Source organism: Achromobacter sp. CF-sbj1-Ac2-l (assembly GCF_052698165.1).
Genome location: NZ_CP199855.1, coordinates 6,282,479 through 6,306,134, shown reverse-complemented (window position 1 = coordinate 6,306,134; position 23,656 = coordinate 6,282,479). Strand labels below are relative to the sequence as shown.

General features: G+C 65.6%; 22 protein-coding genes. 12 read left to right on the top strand and 10 right to left on the bottom strand.

Going from position 1 to position 23,656, the window contains the following annotated elements:
* The first annotated feature begins 413 nt into the window (after window positions 1–413).
* From rpmH to ACUDCK_RS28955, 5 genes are all read left to right on the top strand, one after another.
* A complete protein-coding gene (rpmH, locus tag ACUDCK_RS28975) occupies window positions 414–548 on the top strand; it encodes a 50S ribosomal protein L34 (RefSeq protein WP_003816025.1) in 135 nt (44 codons plus the stop codon).
* A 46-nt stretch (window positions 549–594) separates the two neighbouring features.
* Window positions 595–966: a ribonuclease P protein component gene (locus tag ACUDCK_RS28970; RefSeq protein WP_026382422.1), complete on the top strand. Its 372-nt coding sequence runs from the start codon at window positions 595–597 to the stop codon at window positions 964–966.
* Window positions 963–1,286, top strand: coding sequence for a membrane protein insertion efficiency factor YidD (gene yidD, locus ACUDCK_RS28965; protein ID WP_049077350.1), 324 nt, complete (start codon window positions 963–965; stop codon window positions 1,284–1,286). The genes ACUDCK_RS28970 and yidD overlap by 4 nt, the downstream gene beginning before the upstream one ends.
* Before the next feature lie 48 nt (window positions 1,287–1,334).
* A complete protein-coding gene (yidC, locus tag ACUDCK_RS28960; RefSeq protein WP_049077348.1) occupies window positions 1,335–3,023 on the top strand; it encodes a membrane protein insertase YidC in 1,689 nt (562 codons plus the stop codon).
* Between the two features lie 267 nt (window positions 3,024–3,290).
* A complete protein-coding gene (locus ACUDCK_RS28955) occupies window positions 3,291–4,736 on the top strand; it encodes a catalase (RefSeq protein WP_175167334.1) in 1,446 nt (481 codons plus the stop codon).
* A 300-nt stretch (window positions 4,737–5,036) separates the two neighbouring features.
* Here the strand turns inward: ACUDCK_RS28955 and ACUDCK_RS28950 are convergent, their stop codons facing one another.
* From ACUDCK_RS28950 to ACUDCK_RS28910, 9 genes are all read right to left on the bottom strand, one after another.
* Window positions 5,037–5,963 (bottom strand): PLP-dependent cysteine synthase family protein, encoded by a 927-nt coding sequence (locus ACUDCK_RS28950; RefSeq protein WP_175167335.1) that lies wholly within the window; start codon window positions 5,961–5,963, stop codon window positions 5,037–5,039.
* Window positions 5,964–6,035: 72 nt separating this feature from the next.
* Window positions 6,036–6,200 (bottom strand): hypothetical protein, encoded by a 165-nt coding sequence (locus ACUDCK_RS28945; RefSeq protein ID WP_175144581.1) that lies wholly within the window; start codon window positions 6,198–6,200, stop codon window positions 6,036–6,038.
* Window positions 6,201–6,231: 31 nt separating this feature from the next.
* The gene (locus ACUDCK_RS28940; protein WP_175167336.1) at window positions 6,232–7,146 is read right to left on the bottom strand and encodes a TauD/TfdA dioxygenase family protein; all 915 of its coding nucleotides are present in this window, start codon (window positions 7,144–7,146) and stop codon (window positions 6,232–6,234) included.
* Window positions 7,147–7,371: 225 nt separating this feature from the next.
* On the bottom strand, window positions 7,372–8,574 hold the full coding sequence (locus tag ACUDCK_RS28935) for a M20 aminoacylase family protein (protein WP_054504528.1): 1,203 nt from the start codon (window positions 8,572–8,574) through the stop codon (window positions 7,372–7,374).
* A gap of 108 nt (window positions 8,575–8,682) precedes the next feature.
* Window positions 8,683–9,699, bottom strand: a complete 1,017-nt coding sequence (locus tag ACUDCK_RS28930; RefSeq protein ID WP_081273599.1) for an ABC transporter ATP-binding protein — start codon at window positions 9,697–9,699, stop codon at window positions 8,683–8,685.
* Window positions 9,696–10,691 carry an ABC transporter ATP-binding protein gene (locus ACUDCK_RS28925; protein ID WP_175167884.1) on the bottom strand — a complete coding sequence of 332 codons (996 nt, stop codon included), beginning with the start codon at window positions 10,689–10,691 and terminating at the stop codon, window positions 9,696–9,698. The genes ACUDCK_RS28930 and ACUDCK_RS28925 overlap by 4 nt, the downstream gene beginning before the upstream one ends.
* A gap of 11 nt (window positions 10,692–10,702) precedes the next feature.
* Window positions 10,703–11,620: an ABC transporter permease gene (locus ACUDCK_RS28920; protein ID WP_006389547.1), complete on the bottom strand. Its 918-nt coding sequence runs from the start codon at window positions 11,618–11,620 to the stop codon at window positions 10,703–10,705.
* Window positions 11,617–12,591, bottom strand: a complete 975-nt coding sequence (locus ACUDCK_RS28915) for an ABC transporter permease (RefSeq protein WP_006389548.1) — start codon at window positions 12,589–12,591, stop codon at window positions 11,617–11,619. The genes ACUDCK_RS28920 and ACUDCK_RS28915 overlap by 4 nt, the downstream gene beginning before the upstream one ends.
* 22 nt (window positions 12,592–12,613) lie before the next feature.
* Window positions 12,614–14,200: an ABC transporter substrate-binding protein gene (locus ACUDCK_RS28910; protein ID WP_049077332.1), complete on the bottom strand. Its 1,587-nt coding sequence runs from the start codon at window positions 14,198–14,200 to the stop codon at window positions 12,614–12,616.
* A 115-nt stretch (window positions 14,201–14,315) separates the two neighbouring features.
* On the opposite strand from ACUDCK_RS28910, the gene mnmE reads away from it, so the two are divergent.
* Complete coding sequence (gene mnmE / locus ACUDCK_RS28905) at window positions 14,316–15,668, top strand: tRNA uridine-5-carboxymethylaminomethyl(34) synthesis GTPase MnmE (protein WP_064527392.1); 1,353 nt, start codon at window positions 14,316–14,318, stop codon at window positions 15,666–15,668.
* A 5-nt stretch (window positions 15,669–15,673) separates the two neighbouring features.
* Window positions 15,674–16,144 carry a GNAT family N-acetyltransferase gene (locus tag ACUDCK_RS28900; RefSeq protein ID WP_064527393.1) on the top strand — a complete coding sequence of 157 codons (471 nt, stop codon included), beginning with the start codon at window positions 15,674–15,676 and terminating at the stop codon, window positions 16,142–16,144.
* A gap of 252 nt (window positions 16,145–16,396) precedes the next feature.
* Here the strand turns inward: ACUDCK_RS28900 and ACUDCK_RS28895 are convergent, their stop codons facing one another.
* Window positions 16,397–17,788, bottom strand: coding sequence for a ClcB-like voltage-gated chloride channel protein (locus ACUDCK_RS28895; RefSeq protein ID WP_064527394.1), 1,392 nt, complete (start codon window positions 17,786–17,788; stop codon window positions 16,397–16,399).
* A 492-nt stretch (window positions 17,789–18,280) separates the two neighbouring features.
* Between ACUDCK_RS28895 and ACUDCK_RS28890 the strand changes: the two genes are divergently transcribed.
* The 5 genes from ACUDCK_RS28890 (at window position 18,281) to ACUDCK_RS28870 (ending at window position 23,625) form a co-directional block, all read left to right on the top strand.
* On the top strand, window positions 18,281–18,958 hold the full coding sequence (locus ACUDCK_RS28890) for a response regulator (protein ID WP_054504523.1): 678 nt from the start codon (window positions 18,281–18,283) through the stop codon (window positions 18,956–18,958).
* 97 nt (window positions 18,959–19,055) lie between these two features.
* Window positions 19,056–20,432: a sensor histidine kinase gene (locus ACUDCK_RS28885; protein ID WP_244976940.1), complete on the top strand. Its 1,377-nt coding sequence runs from the start codon at window positions 19,056–19,058 to the stop codon at window positions 20,430–20,432.
* 112 nt (window positions 20,433–20,544) lie between these two features.
* Window positions 20,545–21,543, top strand: a complete 999-nt coding sequence (locus ACUDCK_RS28880; protein ID WP_054504522.1) for a Bug family tripartite tricarboxylate transporter substrate binding protein — start codon at window positions 20,545–20,547, stop codon at window positions 21,541–21,543.
* A gap of 121 nt (window positions 21,544–21,664) precedes the next feature.
* Entirely contained in the window at window positions 21,665–22,102 is a 438-nt protein-coding gene (locus tag ACUDCK_RS28875) for a tripartite tricarboxylate transporter TctB family protein (RefSeq protein ID WP_054504521.1), read from the top strand.
* On the top strand, window positions 22,099–23,625 hold the full coding sequence (locus ACUDCK_RS28870) for a tripartite tricarboxylate transporter permease (protein WP_175167886.1): 1,527 nt from the start codon (window positions 22,099–22,101) through the stop codon (window positions 23,623–23,625). Before ACUDCK_RS28875 ends, ACUDCK_RS28870 begins: the two co-directional genes overlap by 4 nt.
* The last annotated feature ends 31 nt before the right edge of the window (window positions 23,626–23,656 follow it).

Sequence of the window (23,656 nt, the reverse complement as noted above, 5' to 3'; positions counted from 1 at the left end):
GTCGCTCTTATTCAAACCTCGATTCTACCTTGCCTGGGCACGGGTTATCCACAGGGTAGGGCATGGGCGTGCACAATCTGCCCCCTTAACTGTTTGACAAGACAGGGAAAACTTGCTGAAATGGTGGGCTTTTCCGAATTCTGTCTGTCAGAAGGTTTCGCAGAAGGCCCAGGTTCACACGGGTAATAGGGTAATGGTTACACTTACCCCGCCCCCGGAACTGTGCCTTGCTGAATAGGTCGCCCGGGTATTGCCCGGACCAGAGCCCCGTCTACAAGCCTGTCTTTGCCAGCGAATCCGCATATCACATGCGATTCGCAGCGAAACGCTTACTAGATACCCGCTACCGGATTTGCGACCAGGAACCCTCCGGGCAGGTCCCTTCTGACTTTTGTTCTTTTTGTGGATCGTCCATGAAACGCACCTACCAACCTTCCGTTACCCGCCGCAAGCGCACCCATGGTTTCCGCGTGCGCATGAAGACCCGCGCTGGCCGCGCCATCCTGAACGCCCGCCGCGCCAAGGGCCGCAAGCGTCTGGCCGTCTAAGTCTCGCTGTCGCGCAGACACTTGACCCACGCCTGACCCGCAGTCCATGCCGCGCGCCACGCTTCCGCCGGAGGCGCGGCTGCATCGCCCCTCCGAGTTCGCCGCCGCCCTCAAAGGCCGGCGTCTGGCCCGAGGGGCGTTTTTCGTTGTGAGCGCCGCTTCCAACGATCTGCCCCCCGGCCAGGCTCCCTGTGCCCGGCTGGGCCTGGTGATCGCCAAGCGCTTCGCCGCCCACGCCACCACGCGCAACGCCCTCAAGCGGGTCATCCGCGAGGCGTTCCGCCACCGGCGGCTGGGGTTGCCGGCGAAAGACTACGTCGTCCGGCTGCACAGCAAGGTAACGCCCGCCACGCTCACTGCGCTGAAACAGGCGGCCCGGGCCGAAGCGGACGCTCACTTCGAGCGGATCGCGCGATGAACGGCCCATCCCCCCGGCAGGCAGGCCGCGCGCAGCGCGGGCGTTCCGTGGGGGCCGCAATCCTCATTGCCCCGATCCGGTTCTACAGGTTTTTCCTGAGTCCCTGGATCGGCCGGCAATGCCGCTTCACCCCGACCTGCTCGGCGTACGCGATCGAGGCGATCGAGCGCCACGGACCCTGGCGCGGCTTCTGGCTGATGCTGCGACGCATCGGCCGCTGCCACCCCTGGTCGCCCGGCGGCTGGGACCCGGTTCCCGCCGACAAGGGAACCAAGCGCGGGGCCTGCTGCTCCCATGGCCACCGCACCGAGCATGATTGACGCTAAACTGGCGGGCTTTGCTGGCCCGTATTCACTTCAGTAGGCACCATGGATATCCGACGAACCGTCCTCTGGATGATTTTCTCCTTCTCGCTGTTGCTCCTTTGGAACAACTGGCAGATCCATAACGGCAAACCGTCGTTGTTCGGGGCGCCCACGCCCACGGCCAGCACGACCGCCAACGGCACGCCGGCCGCCGCGAACAACGCGACGCCCTCGGTGCCCAATGCGCCGCCCGCGACCGCCGCCGCCGCGCCTTCGGCCGTGCCTGGCGCCGCCGCGCCGGTGCCGACGCGCTCGGAAGAAGTCGTCGTCACCACCGACGTGCTGCGCCTGACCTTCGACACGCTGGGCGCCCAACTGGTGCGCGCCGAGCTGCTGAAGTACCCGGCCACCGGCCAGCCCGACAAGCCCACCGTGCTGCTGGACCGCACCGCGGGCCTGAACTACGTTGCCCAGACCGGCGTGGTCGGCGCCGCCAACGGCCAGAATTTCCCCACCCACCAGACGCCGTTCCGCGTGGTCTCGACCGACCGCCAGATGACCGGCGACAGCCTGGTGGTGGCGTTCGAAGCCGAATCGGGTGGCGTCAAGGTCACCAAGACCTTCACGCTGCATCGCGGCCGCTATGACATCGACGTGCGCCACGACCTGGCCAACGTCGGCGCCGCCCCCGTGACGCCGGCGCTGTACCTGCAGCTCGAGCGCGACGGGAACGATCCGGCCGATACCTCCAGCTTCTATCACACGTTCACCGGCATTGCCGTCTACTCGGAACAGGACAAGTTCCAGAAGATGACCTTCGCCGACATCGAGAAGAAGAAGGCCAACTACATCAAGCAGGCGGACAACGGCTGGATCGCCGTGGTGCAGCACTACTTCGCCACCGCCTGGGTGCCGCCGCAAGGCAAGCCGCGCAACAACGAAGTGCTGGAAGTGCAGAAGAACCTGTACGCCGCCCGCACCATCGAAGCCGTCGGCGAGATCGCCCCGGGCGCCGCCGCCCGCGTCGATTCGCACCTGTGGGTCGGCCCGCAGGACCAGAAGGCCATGGCGGCGCTCGCCCCCGGCCTGGAACTGGTGGTCGACTACGGCTGGCTGACCATCATCGCCAAGCCGCTGTTCACGCTGATGACCTGGCTGCATTCCATCCTGGGCAACTGGGGCTGGACCATCGTCGCCCTGACCGTGCTGATCAAGGCGCTGTTCTACCCCCTGGCCGCCGCCAGCTACCGTTCCATGGCCCGCATGAAGCAGGTCGCCCCGCGCCTGCAGGCCCTGAAGGAAAAGTACGGCGACGACAAGCAGAAGCTCAACGCGGCCATGATGGAGATGTACCGCACCGAGAAGATCAATCCGCTGGGCGGCTGCCTGCCGATGGTGGTGCAGATCCCGGTGTTCATCTCGCTGTACTGGGTGCTGCTGGCCAGCGTGGAAATGCGCGGCGCGCCGTGGATCCTGTGGGTGCACGACCTGTCGATCCGCGACCCGTACTTCATTCTGCCCGCCATCATGATGGCCACCATGTTCCTGCAGATCAAGCTGAACCCGACGCCCCCGGACCCCGTCCAGGCCAAGGTCATGATGATCATGCCGCTGGTGTTCGGCGGGATGATGTTCTTCTTCCCGGCCGGCCTGGTGCTCTACTGGTGCGTCAACAACACCTTGTCGATCGCGCAGCAGTGGTCCATCACCCGCGCCATGCAGCGCAAGACGGAAGCCGCGGCCAACCGCTGATTCCCATTCGCGCCATGAAAAGCCGGCCCCCAGGGGCCGGTTTTTTTTCGTCCCCGTTGCGAGGAGTTTGGCGCCGATGGGCCGGAAGTCGCGCACTTGATAGTTATTTTCAATCAAATTTTATAGATCAATCAACTTCACACTGCAAACATTGACCCCTATGATGTGTCGGAGATATCCCCCGGCCGGCAATGTCCCGGGCGGTATCCGATCACGCTGCGCGGCCCCGGCGCCGCGCATTCCAGGAATTACGTAGGGAGTGTGTCCATGACCGACAAGAAGCATCTGACCACCGCCTCGGGCGCCCCGGTGGCCGACAACACCAACACCCTGACCGCCGGTCCGCGCGGCCCGGCGCTGTTGCAGGACTTCTGGCTGATAGAAAAGCTCGCCCATTTCGACCGTGAACGCATCCCCGAACGCGTGGTGCACGCCAAGGGCTCGGGCGCCTACGGCACCTTCACCGTCACCCACGACATCACCAGGTACACCCGCGCCAGCATCTTCTCCAAGGTCGGCAAGCAGACTCCGTTGTTCCTGCGTTTTTCGACCGTGGCCGGCGAACGCGGCGCCGCCGACGCCGAGCGCGACGTGCGCGGCTTCGCCATCAAGTTCTACACCGACGAAGGCAACTGGGACCTGGTGGGCAACAACACCCCGGTGTTCTTCATCCGCGACCCGCTCAAGTTCCCCGACTTCATCCACACCCAGAAGCGCGACCCCAAGACCAACCTGCGCAGCGCCACGGCGGCCTGGGATTTCTGGTCGCTCAGCCCCGAATCGCTGCACCAGGTCACCATCCTGATGAGCGACCGCGGCATTCCGGCCAACCTGCGCCAGCAGCATGGCTTCGGCTCGCACACCTTCAGCTTCGTCAATGCCGAAGGCGAACGCTTCTACGTGAAATTCCACTTCAAGTCGCAGCAGGGCATCGCCTGTCTGACCGACGAGGAAGCCGCGCAGATCGTGGCCCACGATCGCGAGAGCTCGCAGCGCGACCTGTTCGACAACATCGAGCAGGGCAACTTCCCGAAGTGGACGCTGAAGGTGCAGATTATGCCCGCGGCCGAAGCCGAGACCTATCACATCAATCCGTTCGATCTGACCAAGGTGTGGCCGCACGGCGATTACCCGCTGATCGAAGTGGGCGTGCTGGAACTGAACAAGAACCCGGAGAACTACTTCGCCGAGGTCGAGCAGGCCGCCTTCACGCCCGCCAACGTGGTGCCCGGCATCGACTTCTCGCCGGACAAGATGCTGCAGGGCCGCCTGTTCTCCTACGGTGACACGCACCGCTACCGCCTGGGCATCAACCATCACCAGATCCCGGTGAACGCGCCGCGCTGCCCGTTCCACAGCTATCACCGCGACGGCGCGGGCCGGGTCGACGGCAATGTCGGCGGCACGCTCAACTACGAACCCAACAGCGCGGGTGAATGGAAGGAAACCCCGTCGGCCGGCGAACCGCCGCTGCCGCTGGACGGCCAGGCCGCCGCGCGCTGGAACCACCGCGTCGATGACGACTACTACTCGCAGCCGGGCGCGCTGTTCCGCCTGATGACGCCGGCGCAGCAGGAACTGCTGTTCGGCAACATCGGCCGCCACATGGCCGGCGTGCCCGAGGAAATCCAGCGCCGCCAGTTGGAACACTTCCGCAAGGCCGATCCGGCCTACGCGGCGGGCGTGGCCAAGGCGCTGGGGCTGAAGCTGTAAGGCGGTAAGGGCCGCGTCCACGCGCGGCCGACACCCCGCGCAATACACATCGGGCGGCCCGCGGGCCGCCCGATTTCTATGTCTGTCGAGCGCTTTTCGCCGGCCTTCACGGCTTGTTCCCCTGGCGGCGGTCGCGTTTATCGCCTGCGCTTTGCTCCGGAAACCGCCGCAAGCGACTTTTCCACAGCAGGGCCGGAAAAAGTTATCCCCATTCGTCCACAGCCAATTCACAGGCAATCCACAGGATTTTCACAGGGCTGTGGATAGTCTTGCCCGGGCATGCTGTGGAAAACCCGCTTGCTAGTATTTCAGGCCCGTATCGCACAGCACGGTGGCCACCGTCGCGTCCGCACGCAGCCGGCCCGAACGCAGCAGCCTGGCGGCCGCGCATACATTGGCGGCGGCGGAATAACCCACGTACAGGCCCTCGCGCACGGCCAGCAGGCGCCGCCATTCCTGCGCCTCGTCGTCGGTGACCGCAATGCTCAGGTCCATCAGGGACGGATCCCAGTGCGGCGGCACCGCGCCATAGCTGGTGCCCTGGATCAGGTGGCGCGCCTTGGTCACCGGCGCGCCGGCCAGCACTTCGCAGCCCAGCGGCTCGACCGCCGCGCAAACGGTGGCGGCGTTGGCCGCCTTGAGCGCGCGCGCCACGCCCATGAAGGTGCAGCCGGTGCCGACGGCCGCGACCCAGCCGTCCACGGGCGCGCCAAGCTGTTGCAGGATTTCGCGGCCGGTGCCGCTTTCGTGCGCGGCCATGCATTCGACGGCGTTGAACTGGTCGACGTAGAAGCCGCCGCGTTCGCGCGCCAAAGCCGCCGCCACCTCGGCCGCCGCCTGGACGTCGGCGCCGGTGACCTGCCCGGGGCCGCCATCGACCTGCGGCACCAGCACCACCTCGGCGCCCAGTCCTTCCAGCATGCGGGCGCGGGCCGGGCTGTTGCCCGCCGACATGGTGACCACCAGCGGATGCCCCAGCGCGGCGCAGGCCACGGCCAGACCCGCCCCCATGTTGCCGCTGGTCATCTCCACCACCGGCATGCCGGGCGCCAGGCGGCCATCGGCGCGCGCGGCCAGCAGGATGGCCTTGGCGGCGCGATCCTTGACGCTGCCGCCCGGTTGCAGGAATTCGGCCTTGGCCACGATTCGGCCGGGACCGTCGTGCGCCCGGCTCAACGTGATCAGGGGGGTGTTGCCGATGAGTTCAATGGAAGAGGTTGCCAGCATGTCGAGTCCGATAGGCGCAACCGCGCGCATCCGTGGGATGCCGAAGGCGCGGTCGATGCGTACCGGACTATTTTAGGGATGCTGGGATATCCACAGATCGGCGCGGACGCTGTCGATGGACGGGGCGGCCAGCGCGGGCGTGGGCGAGGCCAGGGCCACGACGGCCAACGCCAATGCCACGCCCGCCGCCGTGACGGTGCGGATCAATCGTTCGCGCAGTTGAGAAGACAGACGCATGGCGTTCCTTGTGGATAAGTCGCGGGCCGGCCTAAAACGGCACGTCGCCTTCGATGGTGGTGCGGTACAGCTTGCGGCGCAGATGATCCGGCGTGCCGCCCGCCAGGTGGATCAGCGAGCGGTTGTCCCAGAACACCAGATCGTGCGGCTGCCAGCGGTGACGGTAGATGTGTTCGGGCCGCACGCTGTGCGCGAACAGTTCGTCCAGCAATTGCCGGCTCTCGTGCTCCGGCAGGCCTTCGATGTGGGTAGTGAAGCCTTCGCTCACGAACAGGGCGCGGCGGCCATTCTCGGGATGGGTGCGCACCACCGGATGCGATACCGCCTGCACCTGCGCCACCTGCTGCGCGCTCAGGTTGGGCCGCCAGTTGCCTTCCTTCTGCAACTGGCCGTACTTGGCCAGGTACGAATGCACCGCGCGCTTGCCCTCGACGGCGTTGCGCAATGCGGCGGGCAGGGTGTCATAGGCCAGGTGCATGTTGGCGAACAGCGTGTCGCCGCCTTGCGCAGGCAATTCCTGCGCATGCAGCAGCGAGCCCAGGCTGGGCAGTTCCTTGTACGAGATGTCCGAATGCCAGTACTTGCCCGCATCGCCCAGGCCGACCGGCTTGCCGTTCTCGACGATGTTGGAGACGATCAGGATCTCGGGATGATTGGCCAGGTGGAACTGGTGCAGCACGTGGATCATCAGCGGCCCGAAGCGGCGGCTGAAGTCGATGTGCTGCCGCGGCGTGATGCGCTGGTCGCGGAACACCAGCAGGTGGTGGTCCAGGTGCGCCTGGTGCACGCGCTTGAAATCGGCGGACGACAGCTCGCGGCCCAGGTCCAGGCCGATGAGCTCGGCGCCCACGGGGCCCGCCAGCGGCCGCAGCTCGAACGCCTGCGCGGCCGGGGGCGGCGGGACGGGGGCGGCCTCTTCGCGCCGCACGGCGTTGCTCTGGGACATCGGTCACTCCGGTTGGCGTGGCGGCGTTGCCGCCGGCGCTGAGATCCATCCGCGGATGGATCAGGAATGACCGATTATGGAAAGCGCGCCTTGTATCTCAAACGAAGTTATCGGCGTTTGAACAAAGCCTGGCGTCATATAGAAAAACCGCCCGGGGCAAGCGGGCGGTTTGTGGCGGCAAGGCGCATAAGCAAATAACCGCAATGCCTGAAGCGCCATGGCGCGCTACTTGTGCTTGGGCAGGTAGGCCTCGACCAGCTTGACCCAATACGTCGCGCCGACCGGCAGGAGCGCGTCATTGAAGTCGTAGTTCGGATTGTGCAACTGGCACGGCCCCATGCCGTGATAGCTCTCCATGCGATGGTCGCCGTCGCCGTTGCCCAGGAACAGATAGGTGCCGGGCAGGGCTTCCAGGAAAAAGGAAAAGTCCTCGGCGCCCATGAAGGGCGGCATGTCGCGCACCACGTTCTCGGCGCCGAAGGTGTCCTCGGCCACCTGCGCGGCAAACGCGGTTTCCTTGTCCCAGTTCACCAGCGGCGGATAGGCGCGCACGAAGTCCAGCGTGCCGGTGCCGCCATACACCTGCGGCAGCGTGGTGGCGATGCGGCGCATGTCTTCCTCGATCTTGTCGAGCACCTCGACCGAATAGGTGCGCACCGTGCCGCGCAGCACCGCTTCGCCGGGAATCACGTTGTAGGCGTCGCCGGCATGGATTTGCGTGATCGACAGCACCGCTTGCTCCAGCGGATTCTTGCTGCGCGAGATCACCGTCTGCAGCGCATGCACCATGTCGGCCGCGACGATGATCGGGTCGACCGACGCATGCGGCTGCGCGGCGTGGCCGCCCACGCCCTTGATGACGATGTCCCAGCGGTTGCTCGACGCCATGGTGGGACCGGCGCGAAAGCCGAACTGGTTGACCGGCATGCCGGGCATGTTGTGGATGCCGAACACCGCGTCACAGGGGAATTTCTCGAACAGTCCATCCTGCATCATGGCGCGCGCGCCGGCGTTGCCGCCTTCCTCGGCCGGCTGGAAGATGAACACCACGGTGCCGTCGAAATCGCGATGCGTGGACAGGTATTGCGCCGCGCCCAGCAGCATCGTGGTGTGGCCATCGTGGCCACAGCCGTGCATGCGGCCGCTGATGGTGGACTTGTGCGCGAAGCGGTTGTGCTCGGGCATGGGCAGCGCGTCCATGTCGGCGCGCAGGCCGATGGTCTTGCCGCCGCTGCCGCCGCGCAGCACGCCGACCACGCCGGTTTTCCCCAGCCCCGTGTGGACTTCCAGCCCCCATTGGCGCAGGCGCTCGGCTACCAGGTTGGAGGTGCGCGTTTCCTGGAAGGCCAGTTCGGGATGGGCGTGGATGTCACGGCGCAGTTCGGTCAGTTCACCGTGGGCGCGTTCGATTTCGGCTAGGGTTTTCATGGCGGTGGATAGGCGGAAGGGAGAGAAGAGAACGGATGTCGTATGACAGGGTATCGGAAAATTCTCGCGCCCGTCGCCGGCCGCGTCCAGCGTTGTTACGGATTGGCGCTAGCGCGCGTCGTTCAGGTGGCAGGCGCTGAACTGCATTGGCGCCACCTCGCGCAGCAGCGGCCGTTCGGTCTTGCAGCGCGGCATCGCCTGGGGACAACGCGGATGGAAGGCGCAGCCGCCCGGCGGATCCAGCGGCGACGGCAGCTCGCCCTTGATCGGCTGGTAGCTGCGGCGCCCCGGCGTGAGCGTCGGCAATTCCTTGAGCAGCGCCTGCGTGTAAGGATGGTTGGCGCGCTGGAACACGGTGTCGGTCGGCGCCAGCTCGACCACGCGGCCCAGGTACATAATGGCGACGCGATCCGAGATGTGGCTGACCACGCTCAGGTTGTGGCTGATGAACAGATACGTCAGGTCCAGCTCGTCGCGCAGTTGCTCGAACAGGTTCAGCACCTGCGCCTGGATCGACACGTCCAGCGCCGCCACGGCCTCGTCGCACACGATCACCGAAGGCTTGAGCGCCAGCGCCCGCGCGATGCCGATGCGCTGGCGCTGGCCGCCCGAGAACTGGTGTGGATAACGCTGCGCGAACGCCGGGTCCAGCCCCACCTGGCGCATCAGGCCGGCGACGTACTCGGCCTTGTCGCGCGCGCGGATCAGGCCGTGCGCCACCGGCGCCTCGCCGATGATCTCGCGCACCCGCATGCGCGGATTTAGTGAGGCGTAAGGGTCCTGGAAGATCATCTGCACGCCCAGCTCGTAAGCGCGCCGCTGCGGGCCCGCCATGGCCTTCACCGCCTGGCCCTGGTAGTGCACCTCACCGGAAGAGGGCGGCAGGATGCCCGAGACGATGCGACCCAGCGTCGATTTGCCGCAGCCGGATTCGCCGACAATGCCGATGACCTCGCCCGGCTGCACGTCCAGGTCCACGCCGGCCACGGCGTGCACCACCTGCGTCTTCAAACCCGCGCCCAGCAGGTTGGCGATGCGGCCGGCCAGGTCCACGTGTTGCGTGAAGCGCAGCTCCACGCCGCGCAGCGACAGGATGGGGGCGGCGTTGCGATCGGCGGCGTTCATTGGACCTCCGGCGCGCCGGCATGCCAGCAGCGCACCCATTGCGACGGGCGCACTTCCACGGGCTGCGGTTCGGTCAGACAGGCCTCGCTGGCGCGCGGGCAACGCCCGCGGAACGCACAGCCCTGCGGCAGATTGAGCAACGACGGCGTCATGCCGGGAATCGGCACCAGCGGCCGGCCGCGCGATTCCGGCGTCGGAATCGAGGCAATCAGGCCGTGGGTGTAGGGATGCATCGGATGGCTGATGACGTCGCGCGTGCTGCCGGTCTCGACCACGCGGCCGGCGTACATCACCGACACGCGGTCGGCCAGGCCCGCCACCACCGCCAGGTCGTGGGTGATCCACACCAGGCCGGTGCCGGTCTCGCGGCACAGCTTCTGCACTTCGAACAGGATCTGCCCCTGGATGGTCACGTCCAGCGCCGTGGTGGGCTCATCGGCGATGATGACGCGCGGCGAATTCAGCAGCGCGATCGCGATCGCCACGCGTTGCCGCATGCCGCCGGACAACTGATGCGGATAGGTGCGCAGGCGTTCCTGCGGCGACGGAATGCCGACCATCGTCAACGTCTGCAGGGCGCGTTCACGCGCCTGTTCGCGCGATACCTTGCGATGCGCCTGTACCGCTTCGATCATCTGCGTATCGACGCGCAGCACCGGGTTCAGCGTCATCATCGGGTCCTGGAAGATCATGGCGATCTCCTGGCCCCGCAGTTGCCGCCAGCGCGCCGGCGACGCGCCGCGCAGGTCCTCGCCGTTCAGGCGCAGTTCGCCCTCGACGATGCGGCCGGGCTCGTCCAGCAGGCCCATCAGCGAGAAGCCGGTGATGCTCTTGCCCGAGCCGGATTCACCCACCAGTCCCAGGATCTCGCCCTCGGCCAGCGTCAGGTCGACGCCATCGACTGCCTTGACCACGCCGTTGCGGGTGAAGAAATGCGTCTTCAGTCCGCGCACATCGAGGACCGGCGACTTTTCCACAGCTTGTATCTGCATCGCGTCCGCCCTCAGTTCGCGTGGCGCGGGTTGAGCACATCGCGCAGGTGGTCCCCCACCAGGTTGATGGCGATGATGGCCAGCGCCAGCGCGATGCCGGGGAAGAACGAGATCCAGTACTGGCCCGACAGCAGGTACTCGAAGCCGTTGTAGATCAGCATGCCGAGCGACGGCTCGGTCACCGGCACGCCCACGCCCAGGAACGATAGCGTGGCTTCCAGCGCGATGGCGTGCGCCAGGTCGATGGTGGCGATCACGATCAGCGGCGGCATGCAGTTGGGCAGCACGTGGCGGAACAGTACCCGCCCCCACGACAGCGACATGCAGCGCGCCGCCTCGACGTATTCCTTGCCGCGTTCGACCAATGCGGCGCCGCGCGCGGCGCGGGCGAAATAGGCCCACTGCACCACGATCAGCGCGATGATCACCTTATCCACACCCTTGCCCAGGATCGCCAGCAGCATCAACGCCACCAGGATCGCCGGGAACGACAACTGGATATCCACAATGCGCATCAGCAGCGCATCGATGCGCCCGCCGAAGTACGCCGCGATCAGCCCGACGGTGGCGCCGATGCCGAACGCCGCCAGCACCGACACGGTGGCCACCAGCAGGCTGGTGCGCATGCCGTACAGGATCGCCGACAACAGGTCGCGCGCCTGGCCATCGGTGCCCAGCCAGTAATGCATGCTGCCGTCGCCGCTTTCGCTGCCGGGCTTGAGCTTGGAATCCATGATGTCCAGCGATGCCAGGTCATACGGATTCTGCGGCGCGATCCACGGCGCCAGCAAGGCGGCGCCGACGATCAGCACCAGCATCACCAGGCCCAGCGTGGCCAGCTTGCTGGCGAAGAAATCGCCCACGAAACGGCGCCACGGCGTCTGTTCCCTGGCGGCGGCGGGTACGGCAGCAGTCACGGGGGCGGTCATCGGCGGCTATCCAGGCGTACGCGGGGATCCAGCACCGTATAGATGATGTCCACCACGAGGTTCAGCATCACAAGGAAGAACACGATCAGCAGCAGGTACGCCACCACCACCGGCCGGTCCAGGTTGATGATGGAATCGATCAGCAGCTTGCCCATGCCGGGCCACGAGAACACCGTCTCGGTCACCACCGCGAAGGCCATCACCTGGCCGAACTCCAGGCCCGCCACTGTCACCACGGGGATCAGGATGTTCTTGAGCAGGTGCACCCCCAGCACGCGCTTTTCCGACAGGCCCTTGGCGCGCGCGAACTTGATGTAGTCCATCGGCAGCGCCTCGCGCGTGGCGGCGCGGGTCACGCGGATGATCATGGCGCACTTGGCGAAGGCGATGGTGGCGGCCGGCAGCGCCAGGCTCAGCCAGCCGTCCAGCGTCAGCACGCTCAACTGCAGCGAACCGATGCTGACGGTCTGGCCGCGGCCGCCGGCAGGCACCCAGCCCAGCATCACCGCGAACACCATGATGAGCATCAGGCCCACCCAGAAATTGGGCAGCGAGAATCCCAGCACCGATCCCGTCATGATGGCGCGCGAGCCGGCCGCCTTGGGCTTGAGTCCTGCGATGATGCCCAGCGGCACCCCGATCAGCACCGACAGCAGCATGGCCACACAGGCCAGCTCGACGGTGGCCGGCATGCGCTCCAGGATCAGGCGCATGGCCGGCTCGCCGGTCAGGAAGCTATTGCCGAAATCGCCGCGCACCGCCTGGCCCATGAAGATCAGGTACTGCCGCCACAGCGGCAGGTCCAGGCCAAGCGAGGCGCGGATGGCCGCGCGCTGCGCCTCGGTGGCCTCCGGACTGGCCAGCATCGATACCGGATCGCCGACCATGTAGATGCCGGCGAAGACCAGCGCCGACATGACCAGCATGACGACGATGGTTTGCAGCAGTCTTCGTACGATTGTCGCTAGCACTGGATACCGCCCGCGACGCGCGTCACTTCTTCAGCGTTGCGAACTGAGCCAGCGTGACCTGGTCGGGACGGCCCTGGTAGCGAATGTCGTTCTTCATCGCCCACACCGACAGCTCGAAGTGCACCGGCAGCATCGCGAAATCATCCATGGCGATGTTGCTGGCCTTGGACAGCAGTTCGGCGCGCTTGGCGTCATCCATGGTGGACGAGGCTTCCTTGACCAGCTCGTCCATCTTGGGATTCGAGTAGCGGCTGCGGTTGGTGGTGCCCAGGCCGGCTTCCGGATTGCGCGTCACCAGGAGCGAAGTCAGCGCGTTCGACATCTCGCCGCTGGTCACCGACCAGCCGGCGAGATAGGCCGAGAACGCATAGCTGTCGCGGTTCTTGAAGAACACCGGCGGCGCCATGGCGTCGACGCTGGTCTTCACGCCCACGCGCGTCCACATCGAGGCGATCGCCTGCGCCACCTTGGAGTCGTTGACGTAGCGGCCCGAGGGCGAGCCCAGCGTGATCGAGAAACCGTTGGGATAGCCCGCTTCCTTCAACAGCGCCTTGGCCTTTTCGACATCGGCCTTGGGCGCCTTGGAGTGTTCCTTGCTGGAACCGAACATGGGGTAGGGCAGCAGGTTGCCGGCGGGCAGCGCCACGCCTCCCATCACGCGCTCGACCAGCGCATCGCGGTTGATCGCCAGCGACAGCGCTTCGCGCACGCGCTTGTCTTTCAACGGATTCTTGTCGGTGCCCTGGATGCCGGGCGAGGGCTCCGCGTACTGGTCCAGCGCCACGTACACCACGCGCACCGACGGCGTCTCTTCGACGTACAGCTTCTTGTCGCCCTTGAGCTTGGGCAGGTCATCGGTCGGGGGATCCTCGATCATGTCGACATCGCCGGCCAGCAGGGCGGCCACACGCGCCGCGGCATTGCTGATCGGGCGATAGATCACCTTGTCCCACACGGGCTTCTTGCCCCAGTAGTTTTCATTGCGCGCCAGCACGAATTCGGCGCCGCGCTTCCACGACACGAACTTGTAGGGACCGGTGCCGATGAGGCCGTCGCCACTGTTCAATTCGGTGGTGGTCTTGCCTTCGGCCGCGGGGCCGGAGGCCGCCTTCTTCGACATGATGGGCAGTTGCGCCAGGTTCACCAGCAGGTTCGGCGCCACTTCCTTGGTGGTGATGCGCAGGGTCATCGGATCCACCGCCTCGGCCTTGGCTACCGAGCCCAGATACAGCGTGAACGGCGAGGGGCTGTTCGGCACCTTGGGCACGCGGTCGTAGGTGAAGACCACGTCGTCGGCCGTGAACGGCGACCCATCGGAGAACTTGACGCCAGGCCGCAGCTTGAAGGTCCACACCTTGCCATCGACGGTCCAGGATTCGGCCAGCGCCGGCACCGGCTTGAGCTGCGCGTCGGTGGCCACCAGCGTATCGAAGATGGTCTGGGAGATCTGGGTGTTCGGCGTCAGCGCGTGATACTGCGGATCCATCGACGATGGCTCGGTCTTCAGCCCGATCACCAGATCGCGCGCCAGCGCCGAATTGAGGGTGCCGAAGGCCAATAGAACCGCTACCGAACCACAGGCCAACGCACGCGAAAACCGAGATGCCATCATGATCTCCCAGGGATGTTTCGGGTTTTAAACCTCTGGCGCACCTTAACCAGCAAACAAGGCCCCGCGCAACAGTTATATTCCCCTATTGTCCTTGCTTCGCGTTATCCCCGATATGTCCACCCACGCCCCCATCGCCGCCATTGCCACCGCCCCCGGAAGAGGCGGCATCGGCGTCGTGCGCGTTTCTGGTGCGGACCTGTCCGAATTGGTGCGTCGCCTGTTCCAGCGCGAACTCACGCCGCGCCATGCGCACTATCTGCCGTTCAAGGCGGTCGATGGCGAGCTGCTCGACGAAGGCATCGCGCTGTACTTCAAGGGGCCGCATTCCTACACCGGCGAAGACGTGCTCGAACTGCAAGGCCACGGCGGCCCCGCGGTGCTGCGACGCGTGCTCGACAGTTGCCTGGCGGCGGGCCGCGACCTCGGGCTGCGGCTGGCCGAACCGGGTGAGTTCACCCGCCGCGCGTTCCTCAATGACCGCATGGATCTGGCGCAGGCCGAAGCGGTCGCCGACCTGATCGAGGCCTCTTCGGTGGCGGCCGCGCGCGGCGCCATGGCCTCGTTGTCGGGCGACTTCTCGGCGCGCGTCAACGACCTGTCCGACCGCATCATCCACCTGCGCATGCTGGTCGAGGCCACGCTCGATTTCCCCGAAGAGGAAATCGACTTTCTCGAGAAATACCAGGCGCGCCCCACGCTGGAAAAGCTGGCCGGCGACCTCGGTCATCTCATCGCCCAGGCACGCCAGGGCGTGATCCTGCGCGAAGGCCTGCACGTGGTGCTGGCGGGCCAGCCCAACGTCGGCAAGTCGAGCCTGCTGAACGCGCTGGCCGGCGACGATGTCGCCATCGTCACGCCGATTGCGGGCACCACGCGCGACAAAGTGGTGCAGCAGATCCATATCGACGGCGTGCCGCTGCACATCGTCGACACCGCCGGCCTGCGCGAAACCGAAGACACGGTGGAGAGCATCGGCATCGCCCGCAGTTGGCAGGAAATCGAACGCGCCGACGTCATCCTGCACCTGCAGGACGCCACCCAGCCGGGCGACGAACTGGACGCGCAGATCACCGCGCGCCTGCCGCCGCGCACGCCGGTGTTGAAGGTTTTCAACAAGGTGGACCTGTTATCCACAGCATTTACCGCGGGCCCCGGCGAACTCGGCATTTCCGCCAAGCGCGGCGCCGGCCTGGACGCGCTGCGCGCCGAATTGCTGCGCATCGCCGGCTGGAACCCCGGCGCCGAATCGCCCTGGCTGGCGCGCGAACGGCACCTGCACGCGCTGCAGGACGCCGCCGATCACCTGGCGCTGGCGGCCGAGCACGCCGAACAGGACGACCGCGTGCTGGACCTGTTCGCCGAGGAATTGCGGCTGGCGCATGACAGCCTGTCGAGCATCACCGGGAAGTTCACCAGCGACGATTTGCTGGGCGAGATCTTCTCGAGCTTCTGCATCGGGAAGTAGCGCTCATGGCCGCTCCCGCCAGCACACCTCACCGGATCCGCCTGGCGACGGTCGATGATCTGGCGGCGGTCGAACGCATCGTCCACGACGCCTACCGTCATTACGTGGCGCGCATCGGCGCCACGCCGGGACCGATGCGCGACGATTACCACCTGCGCATCGCGCAGGGCCAGACGCAGGTGCTGGAAGACGAGACCGGCATCCAGGCCGTGCTGGTCCTGGTGCGCGAAGCGGATTGCCTGTTGCTCGACAATGTGGCGGTGTCGCCTGGCGCGCAAGGGCGCGGCTATGGCCGCGCGTTGATGCAATGGGCGGAAATCGCGGCGCGGCGGGCCGGGTATCGCCGCATCCGGCTCTACACGCAGGAGGCGATGAGCGAGAACATCGCCATCTATCACCGCTACGGCTATGTCGAAACGCATCGCGCCGAAGAGATCGGCCTGAAGCGCGTATTCATGACTAAAAGCCTGGATTGACCGATCCACAATAAGCGAGCAATAGCTCACTTATTTGAAAAATCCCAACCCGCCTCTCGCGATCAATCCGGGCCCCTTCCTTCCCGACTGGTCGAAGCCGTTCCTCACGGCCATTCCTTTCGATTTCAATGACATCCAGGCAAACCAGCTTCCTTCAAGAACGCCACTCCGCACGTCATTGAAGAACATCGATAAAAAACATGAGCTTTTGCTCACCCCTTATTTCCAAGGGGTTTTTGTCGAAAATTCCGGTCAGGAATCCCGCGCATTGTCCGCCGTCGGCACCGGCGCCGCCTTCAACGTCTCGCGCGCAATGCGATTGCTGGCCAGCGATTTCGCGTACACCGAATCCGGCCGGATGCGTTGCGCGATCACGAAGCCGGTGATGCACGCCAGCATCAACGGCAACATCACCTCGTAGCTCAACGTCATCTCGAAGATCATCAATATCGACATCAGCGGCGCGTAGGTCGTGGCCGCCAGCAGCGCCCCCATGCCCACCACCGCGTAGCTGGACACGGCCGACAGATCGCCGGCGGGAAACAGCGCGTGCAGGCCGGACCCATACAACGCGCCCACTGCCGCGCCCACAAACAAGGTCGGCGTGAACACGCCGCCGATCGCGCCGGAACCGACGCTGGCGCCGGTGGCCACGATCTTGAACAGCAGGATCGCCGCCACGGCCTGCCAGGCCCATTCCGTGTGCAACATGCTGTTGACCACGCTGTAGCCATTGCCCCAGACCTCGGGTTTGAAGACCGACAGGGCGCCGACCACCAGTCCGCCCAGCGCCATTTTGGCCCACAACGGCAGGGCCTGGCGGCGGAACAACGCCTTCGACCCGTCGAGAAACCGCAGGAACTGCGGCGCCACCACCCCGGCGATCAGGCCCAGCCCCAGGTAATTGGCCACCTCCCAGCCGGACACGAACTCGAACGGCGGCATGTGGAACACCGCGTCGTAGTGCAGGATCTGGCGCGTCACGATATTGGCGACCACCGACGACACCACCAGGGGCACCAGCGTCGCCGAGGAAATGGCGCCGTACACGATCTCGGAAATGAACAGCGCGCCGGCGATCGGCGCGTTGTAGGCGGCGGTGATCCCGGCGGTGGCGCCGCAGGCCACCAGCAGCCGCAGATGGCGAGGCGGCAGGACGAGATAGCGGCCCGACAGCGACGAGAACATCGCCGCCAACTGCACCATCGGTCCCTCGCGGCCAATCGATGCGCCCGAACCGATTGAAAACAAAGAAGAAATGCTGCGCGCCACGGTCTGGCGAAAGCCGATCACGCCGCGGCCGATGGCGATCGCTTCCATATAGTCGGCTGCCCCGCGCGGCGGCAGGCGCCGGGCAGCCGCCTGCAGAATCAACCCCGCGATCGCGCCTCCGGCCGCCGGCAGCAGCAGCCGTTCCCAGGGCGACATTCCGCGCGCCAGCGAGACCATCCCGTGCGGTGAATCGACCCCGCCCAGGACCATCTGGATCCCGCCGAGCAGTTCGCGAAAGATCACCGTCGCCAGCGCGCCGGCCAGTCCCATCAGCGCGGCCGCGCACAAGGTCGCGGGCAGGTTGTCGGCCAGCAAACGGCCCCTCAGCCAGGTCGCCCAGGCCGGTTTCTTGATTCTGAGTTGTCGTGCCATGGGCGGGATTCTACGGCGGAAATCTGCTCACTTTTTGTTCAGCCCAACGTCAACCGCACGGGGACGCCACCCCTCACATGGCCGATTCCCGCAACGCCTCCAAAGGCCTTTACGCGCCTGGAAAGGGGCGAAAACCAGGGTAGGCAAGGGGCGTTTTTTCGGGGTAAAAGTGCCGCTTCCCGACCCGGTTGGGCAGAAAAGGGCTGTGGATAACTCCTAGGGCGGCAGGTTGTGCACATTGTGTGGAGGCAAGTTGAACAAGCGGGGGTTTTTGGTCCACTCCCAAATCTTGTCCAACTTCGGCTCTTTTTCCACACAGAGTTCTTGCACAGCCAAAAACGCTCGCAACCTGATGAAAAAAAACAGGTTTCCAAGGTTAAGGTAGTTATCCACAGGCCTTATTAATCATTAGTCTTTATATAAAGAGAAATACAGGGAAAAGACAAACATGCTTTCTCTCACCTCCCAGCCACGCCCCCCCGGACTCCGTCCATGCGCATCCTTCTCATAGAAGACGAAGCCGAACTTGCTCGCTGGCTCTCCAGAAGCCTGGCCCGGCACGCGGGCTTCGTGGTCGACTGGGCTGATGACGGTCTGGTCGCCGAAAGAAGACTGGCGGTCGAAGAATTCGATGCGGTCATCCTCGACCTGGGACTGCCCGGCATGGATGGCCATACCTTGCTGGCGAAGATCCGCGCGCGCGACGACCGTACGCCGGTGCTGGTCTTGACCGCGCGCGATTCGCTGGCCGAAAAAATCGGGACACTTCACGAAGGCGCGGACGATTTCCTGCCGAAACCGTTTGTCGTGGAAGAATTGGAAGCGCGCTTGATCGCACTGGTACGCCGCAGCCGTGGCCGCGACCATCCGCGACTCACCCTGGGAAACCTGGTTTTCGAGACTTCCGCGCAAAAATTCACGGTCTCCGGACAGGCTTTGCAGTTATCCCCACGGGAACACGCGGTCCTGCGAGTGTTGATCCAGAAAAGCGGCGAACCGATCAACAAGCAGCAGATCCTGGATCGCATCGTGACCGACGATGCCGACATCAACCTCGAAGCCATCGAGGTGCTGGTGCACCGGTTGCGCAAAAAATTGGCGGAAACCGGCGTCCAGATCACCACCATGCGCGGCATGGGCTACTGCCTGGAGAACGCTGTTGACAACTAGTTTTCCGGAAAAAACCCCGGTTTCCAGGAAAAAAAACCGCAACCGGACCCTGAAAACGCAGTTGCTCTGGTGGTTGATCCCGACCCTGGTACTGGTGATGGTCGGCGCGCTCTGGCTGTCCAACCACCAGTTGCGCAACCAGGTCGATATCGCCTATGACCGATCGCTCGCTGGCGCGCTGCGCGCGATCGACCACAACATATCCACAGCCAGCGGTGGATTAGCCATGGAGCAGCCATACCTGATGCTGGAATTTTTCGAGCTGACGGCCAATGGCAGCGTGTTCTACCGCGTGGCCACCGAGGATGGGCTGGCCGAAATCGGTCATCCCGGGCTGCCGATGCCGCCCCAGCCGCTGGAATCCGGCGAAGCCCAGTTTTTCTACGCGACCTACCTGGGCACCCCTGTACGGGTCGCCGCCCTGGCCAGGCCGATGAACCCGCCGCTCTACGCGAACAAAGGGGGACGGGTTATAGTCCAGGTCGCCGAAGGCCTGGAGAGCCGCCAGGCCTTCCTGCACCAGGTGCTGGTGCGCTCCGTCGAGCGGGATCTGGCCGTGATCCTGATCAGCGTCCTGGTGATCGTCCTGGGGGTTTTCATGGCCTTGCGCCCCCTGCAGCGCCTGAAGCAGGAAGTGGAGAGGCGTTCCGCGGACGATTTAAGCCCCGTCAGCGCGTCGGAGATGCCAGGTGAGGTCCTACCCCTGGTGGCGGCCGTAAACCTCCACATGGCCCGCTACGCGGCTCAGGCGAGGGTCCAGAGCCAGTTCCTGGACGACGCCTCGCACCAGTTGCGCACGCCTTTGTCGGTTTTGCGCACCCAGACGGCTTATGCCTTGCGCGAAACATGCCCCCAGGAGGTCCGTACAGCCCTTCTGGCGATGCAGGACGGGTTGGACAGGGCGGTACGCACCACCAACCAGATGCTCGCCCTGGCGCGCGCCAAAGACGCCTCGCTGGCCGAAGGCGGCCTGGCGGCCGAGCCGGTCGACCTGGTGGGACTGGCCCATGGCGTCATCCGGGCCCTGCTGCCGACCGCCCGATCGCGGCAGATCGACATCGGCCTGGACGCCGCCGACGACCCGGTCGTGGTCCAGGGCGTGGACTGGCTGTTGCGCGAGGCGGTCAGCAACCTGGTCGACAATGCCATCCGCTACACCGCCCCCGGCGGCGTGGTCACGGTGGTGGTGCGCGGCGATTCCGGCCAGGCCAGCCTGGCCGTGGAAGACAGCGGTCCCGGCATGTCAGCCGAAGACATCGCCCGGGCCGGCATCCGCTTTCGCCGCGGCGCGGCCGGCAAGAACAAGCCCGGCGCCGGCCTCGGACTGGCCATCGTCGACACCATTGCCGGGCTGCTGGGGGCCCGCCTGGTGCTGGAGAACCGGACGCCCTTGCCCGGCCTGCGCGCCGCGTTGGTGTTTTCCCTGGAAATGGCGTCTGATGTTGCGCCGCACCAGGAAAATAGCGGTTTTTGAAAGGTATTGGAAAGCTTCGATTTTGTACGGTTGCATCCGCTGGAGTCCGACCAGGCGGCAGACCGCCCCGATCGCCAGCCATGCCTAGACCTATAAATTCGGAGACGCAAGAATGCAGACCAGCCTCAAGCTGCGCCTGGCCGCCGTCGCGGCGCTCGGCGCGATCACCCTTTCACTGGGCGCCGCCCATGCCGCCGACGAACCGCGCCGCCCCGAGTGCATTGCGCCGGCCCAGCCCGGCGGCGGCTTCGACCTGACCTGCCGCCTGGCCACCGAGGGCCTCAAGCAGAGCGGGGCGCTCAAGAGCGCCATGCGCATCGTCTACATGCCGGGTGGCATCGGCGCCGTGGCCTACAACAACATCGTGGCCCAGCATCCCAACGAGCCCGGCACCATCGTGGCGTTCTCGGGCGGTTCGTTGCTGAACCTGGCGCAAGGCAAGTTCGGCAAGTACAACGTCGACGACGTGCGCTGGCTGGCGGCTATCGGCACCGATTACGGCGTGGCCGTGGTGCGCAACGATTCGCCGTACACCGACCTCAAGAGCCTGATGGACGCCTTCAAGCAGGATCCAACCAAGATCGTGCTGGGCGCCGGCGGCACCGTGGGCAGCCAGGACTGGATGAAGGCCGCGCTGACCGCCAAGGCGGCCGGGGTCGATTTCAAAAAGATGCGCTTCGTGGCCTTTGAAGGCGGCGGCGAGGCCGTGACGGCGCTGCGTGGCGGCCATATCCAGGCTTACATGGGCGATGCCGCGGAAGCCTTCACCATGCTCGAGGGCGGCGCACCGATCCGCGTGCTGGCTGTGTTCAACGATCAGCGCCTGCCGGGCAAGCTCGGCACGGTGCCGACCGCGAAGGAGCAGGGCTACGACATCGTCTGGCCCATCATCCGCGGTTTCTACGTCGGCCCGAAGGTGTCGGATGCCGACTACCAGTTCTGGGTCAACGCCTTCAACCGCGTCACCGAAGCGCCCGAGTTCGCCAAGCTGCGCGAACAGCAGGGCCTGTTCCCCTTCAACAAGACCGGCGCCGACCTGGACGCCTACGTGAAACAGCAGGTCAAGCAGTACGCCGAACTGGCCGGCTCCTTCGGCCTGGTCAAGAAGTAAGCCGCAGGGCGTTCTCCCATCCCGCCGCGCGCATCCAGCGCGCCCGCAGCGCCGCCGGCCTGGAGCCGGCGGCCAGGGCGGGCTCGCGCCGCGCGGTCCTTCAACCAACGGAAAGCTGATCATGAACGATCGAATCCTGGGCATCGCGGCGTTGCTGCTGGCGGCCTTCATGACCTGGGCGGGGTGGGGCATCGAAGCCCCATTCGCCTACGAACCCGTGGGACCACGCGCCTTCCCGCTGCTGCTGGCGTTGATCATCGGCCTGTGCGGATTGCGGCTGGCCTACAAGGGCGGCAACCCGGTCGAACCCAATCCCGCCGGCGCCAATGGCCGTATTGCGCTGATGGTGGTGTTCGCCGCCGCCTACGCCTTTCTGTTCCAGTGGCTCGGTTTCGTCATCGCGACGGCGTTGATGACGGTCTTCGTCGGCCGCCTGTTCGGCGGCGGCTGGGCCAAGTGCGCGCTTGGCGGCGTGGTCATGAGCGTTTTCTTTTTCGTGCTGTTCGACAAGGTGCTGGATGTCGTCCTGCCCGGTGGCTTGCTGGAGAACCTGATATGAGCGGAATCCTCGATCATCTGTCGATCGGCTTTGGCGTTGCGTTCTCATGGACCAACATCCTGGTGGCCGCGATCGGCTCGTTCTTCGGCACCATGGTGGGCGTGCTGCCGGGCCTGGGGCCCATCAACGGCGTGGCGATGCTGATTCCGATCGCGTTCGCCATGAACCTGCCGCCCGAGACCGCGCTGATCCTGCTGGCGGCGGTTTACGTGGGCGCGGAATATGGCGGCCGCATTACCTCGATCCTGCTCAACGTGCCGGGCGAGGCCAGCGCCATCATGACGACGCTGGACGGTTATCCATTGGCGCGCCAGGGCCTGGCCAACGTCGCGTTGTCGCTGTCGGCGTGGTCCGCCTTCTTCGGCGCGATCGTGTCGGTAGTGGGCATCATCCTGCTGGCGCCGCTGCTGGCCAAATGGGCATTGGCGTTCGGTCCGGCCGAGTATTTCGTGCTGATGATCTTCGCCTTCTGCTGCCTCACCAGCCTGCTCGGCAAGCAACCCATCAAGGGCGTGCTGGCGGCCATGATCGGCCTGTCGATCTCGGTCATCGGTGTGGATGCGAACTCGGGCGTATACCGCTATACCTTCGACTCCGTGCACCTGGCCGATGGCATCGATTTCGTGGTGGTCGTGATTGCGCTGTTCGCGGTCAGCGAGATGCTGGAAATGCTCGAGAAGGTGATGGCGGGCCACAGCGTCGAGGTCAAGCCCAGCGGCCGCAAGCTGTTCAACCTGCAGGAGCTGGCGTTCACCTGGTGGAGCGTGGTGCGCAGCGCGCTGGTGGGCTTCGGCGTCGGCGTGCTGCCGGGCGCTGGAGCCAGCGTGGCCGCGGCCGTCGCCTACTCGCAGGAAAAGCGCATCATCGAAGCCAAGGATCCGAACGCCAAGTTCGGCAAGGGCGACATGCGCGGCCTGGTTGCGCCGGAAGCCGCCGCCACCTCGTCGGCGATCGGCTCGTTCGTGCCGATGCTGACGCTGGGCGTGCCGGGCTCGGGCACCACCGCGGTGATGATGGGGGCGCTGACGCTCTACAACATCACGCCCGGTCCGGTGCTGTTCGACACCAAGCCGGAACTGGTGTGGGGGCTGATCGCTTCGCTGTTCGTGGCCAACGTGCTGCTGTTCGTCATGAACGTGCCGATGGTGCGGCTGTTCTCGAAAGTGCTGTCGGTGCCGGGCTGGCTGATGGTGCCGGGCATCCTGTGCATCAGCTATATCGGCGTGTATGCCATCAACGCCGGCACGTTCGATCTGCTGCTGGTGACGGGCATTGGTGCGCTCGGCTATTTCCTGCGCAAGTTCGGCGTGCCGATGGCGCCGCTGGTGCTCGGCGTGGTGCTGGGCAACATGATGGAGCAGAACCTGCGCCGGGCCTTGTCGATGACCGATGGCAACGTGTCGGTGCTGTTCGCCAGCCCTGTCGCCATCACGTTATGGACCGCCGCCATCGCCGTGGTGGTGGTGCCGCAGATCCTGCGCCGCGTGCGCCGGGCCAGGAAGGTTGCCGCCGAACCGGTGTGACGGGTTCCGCGCCGCGGCCCCGCCGGCACGG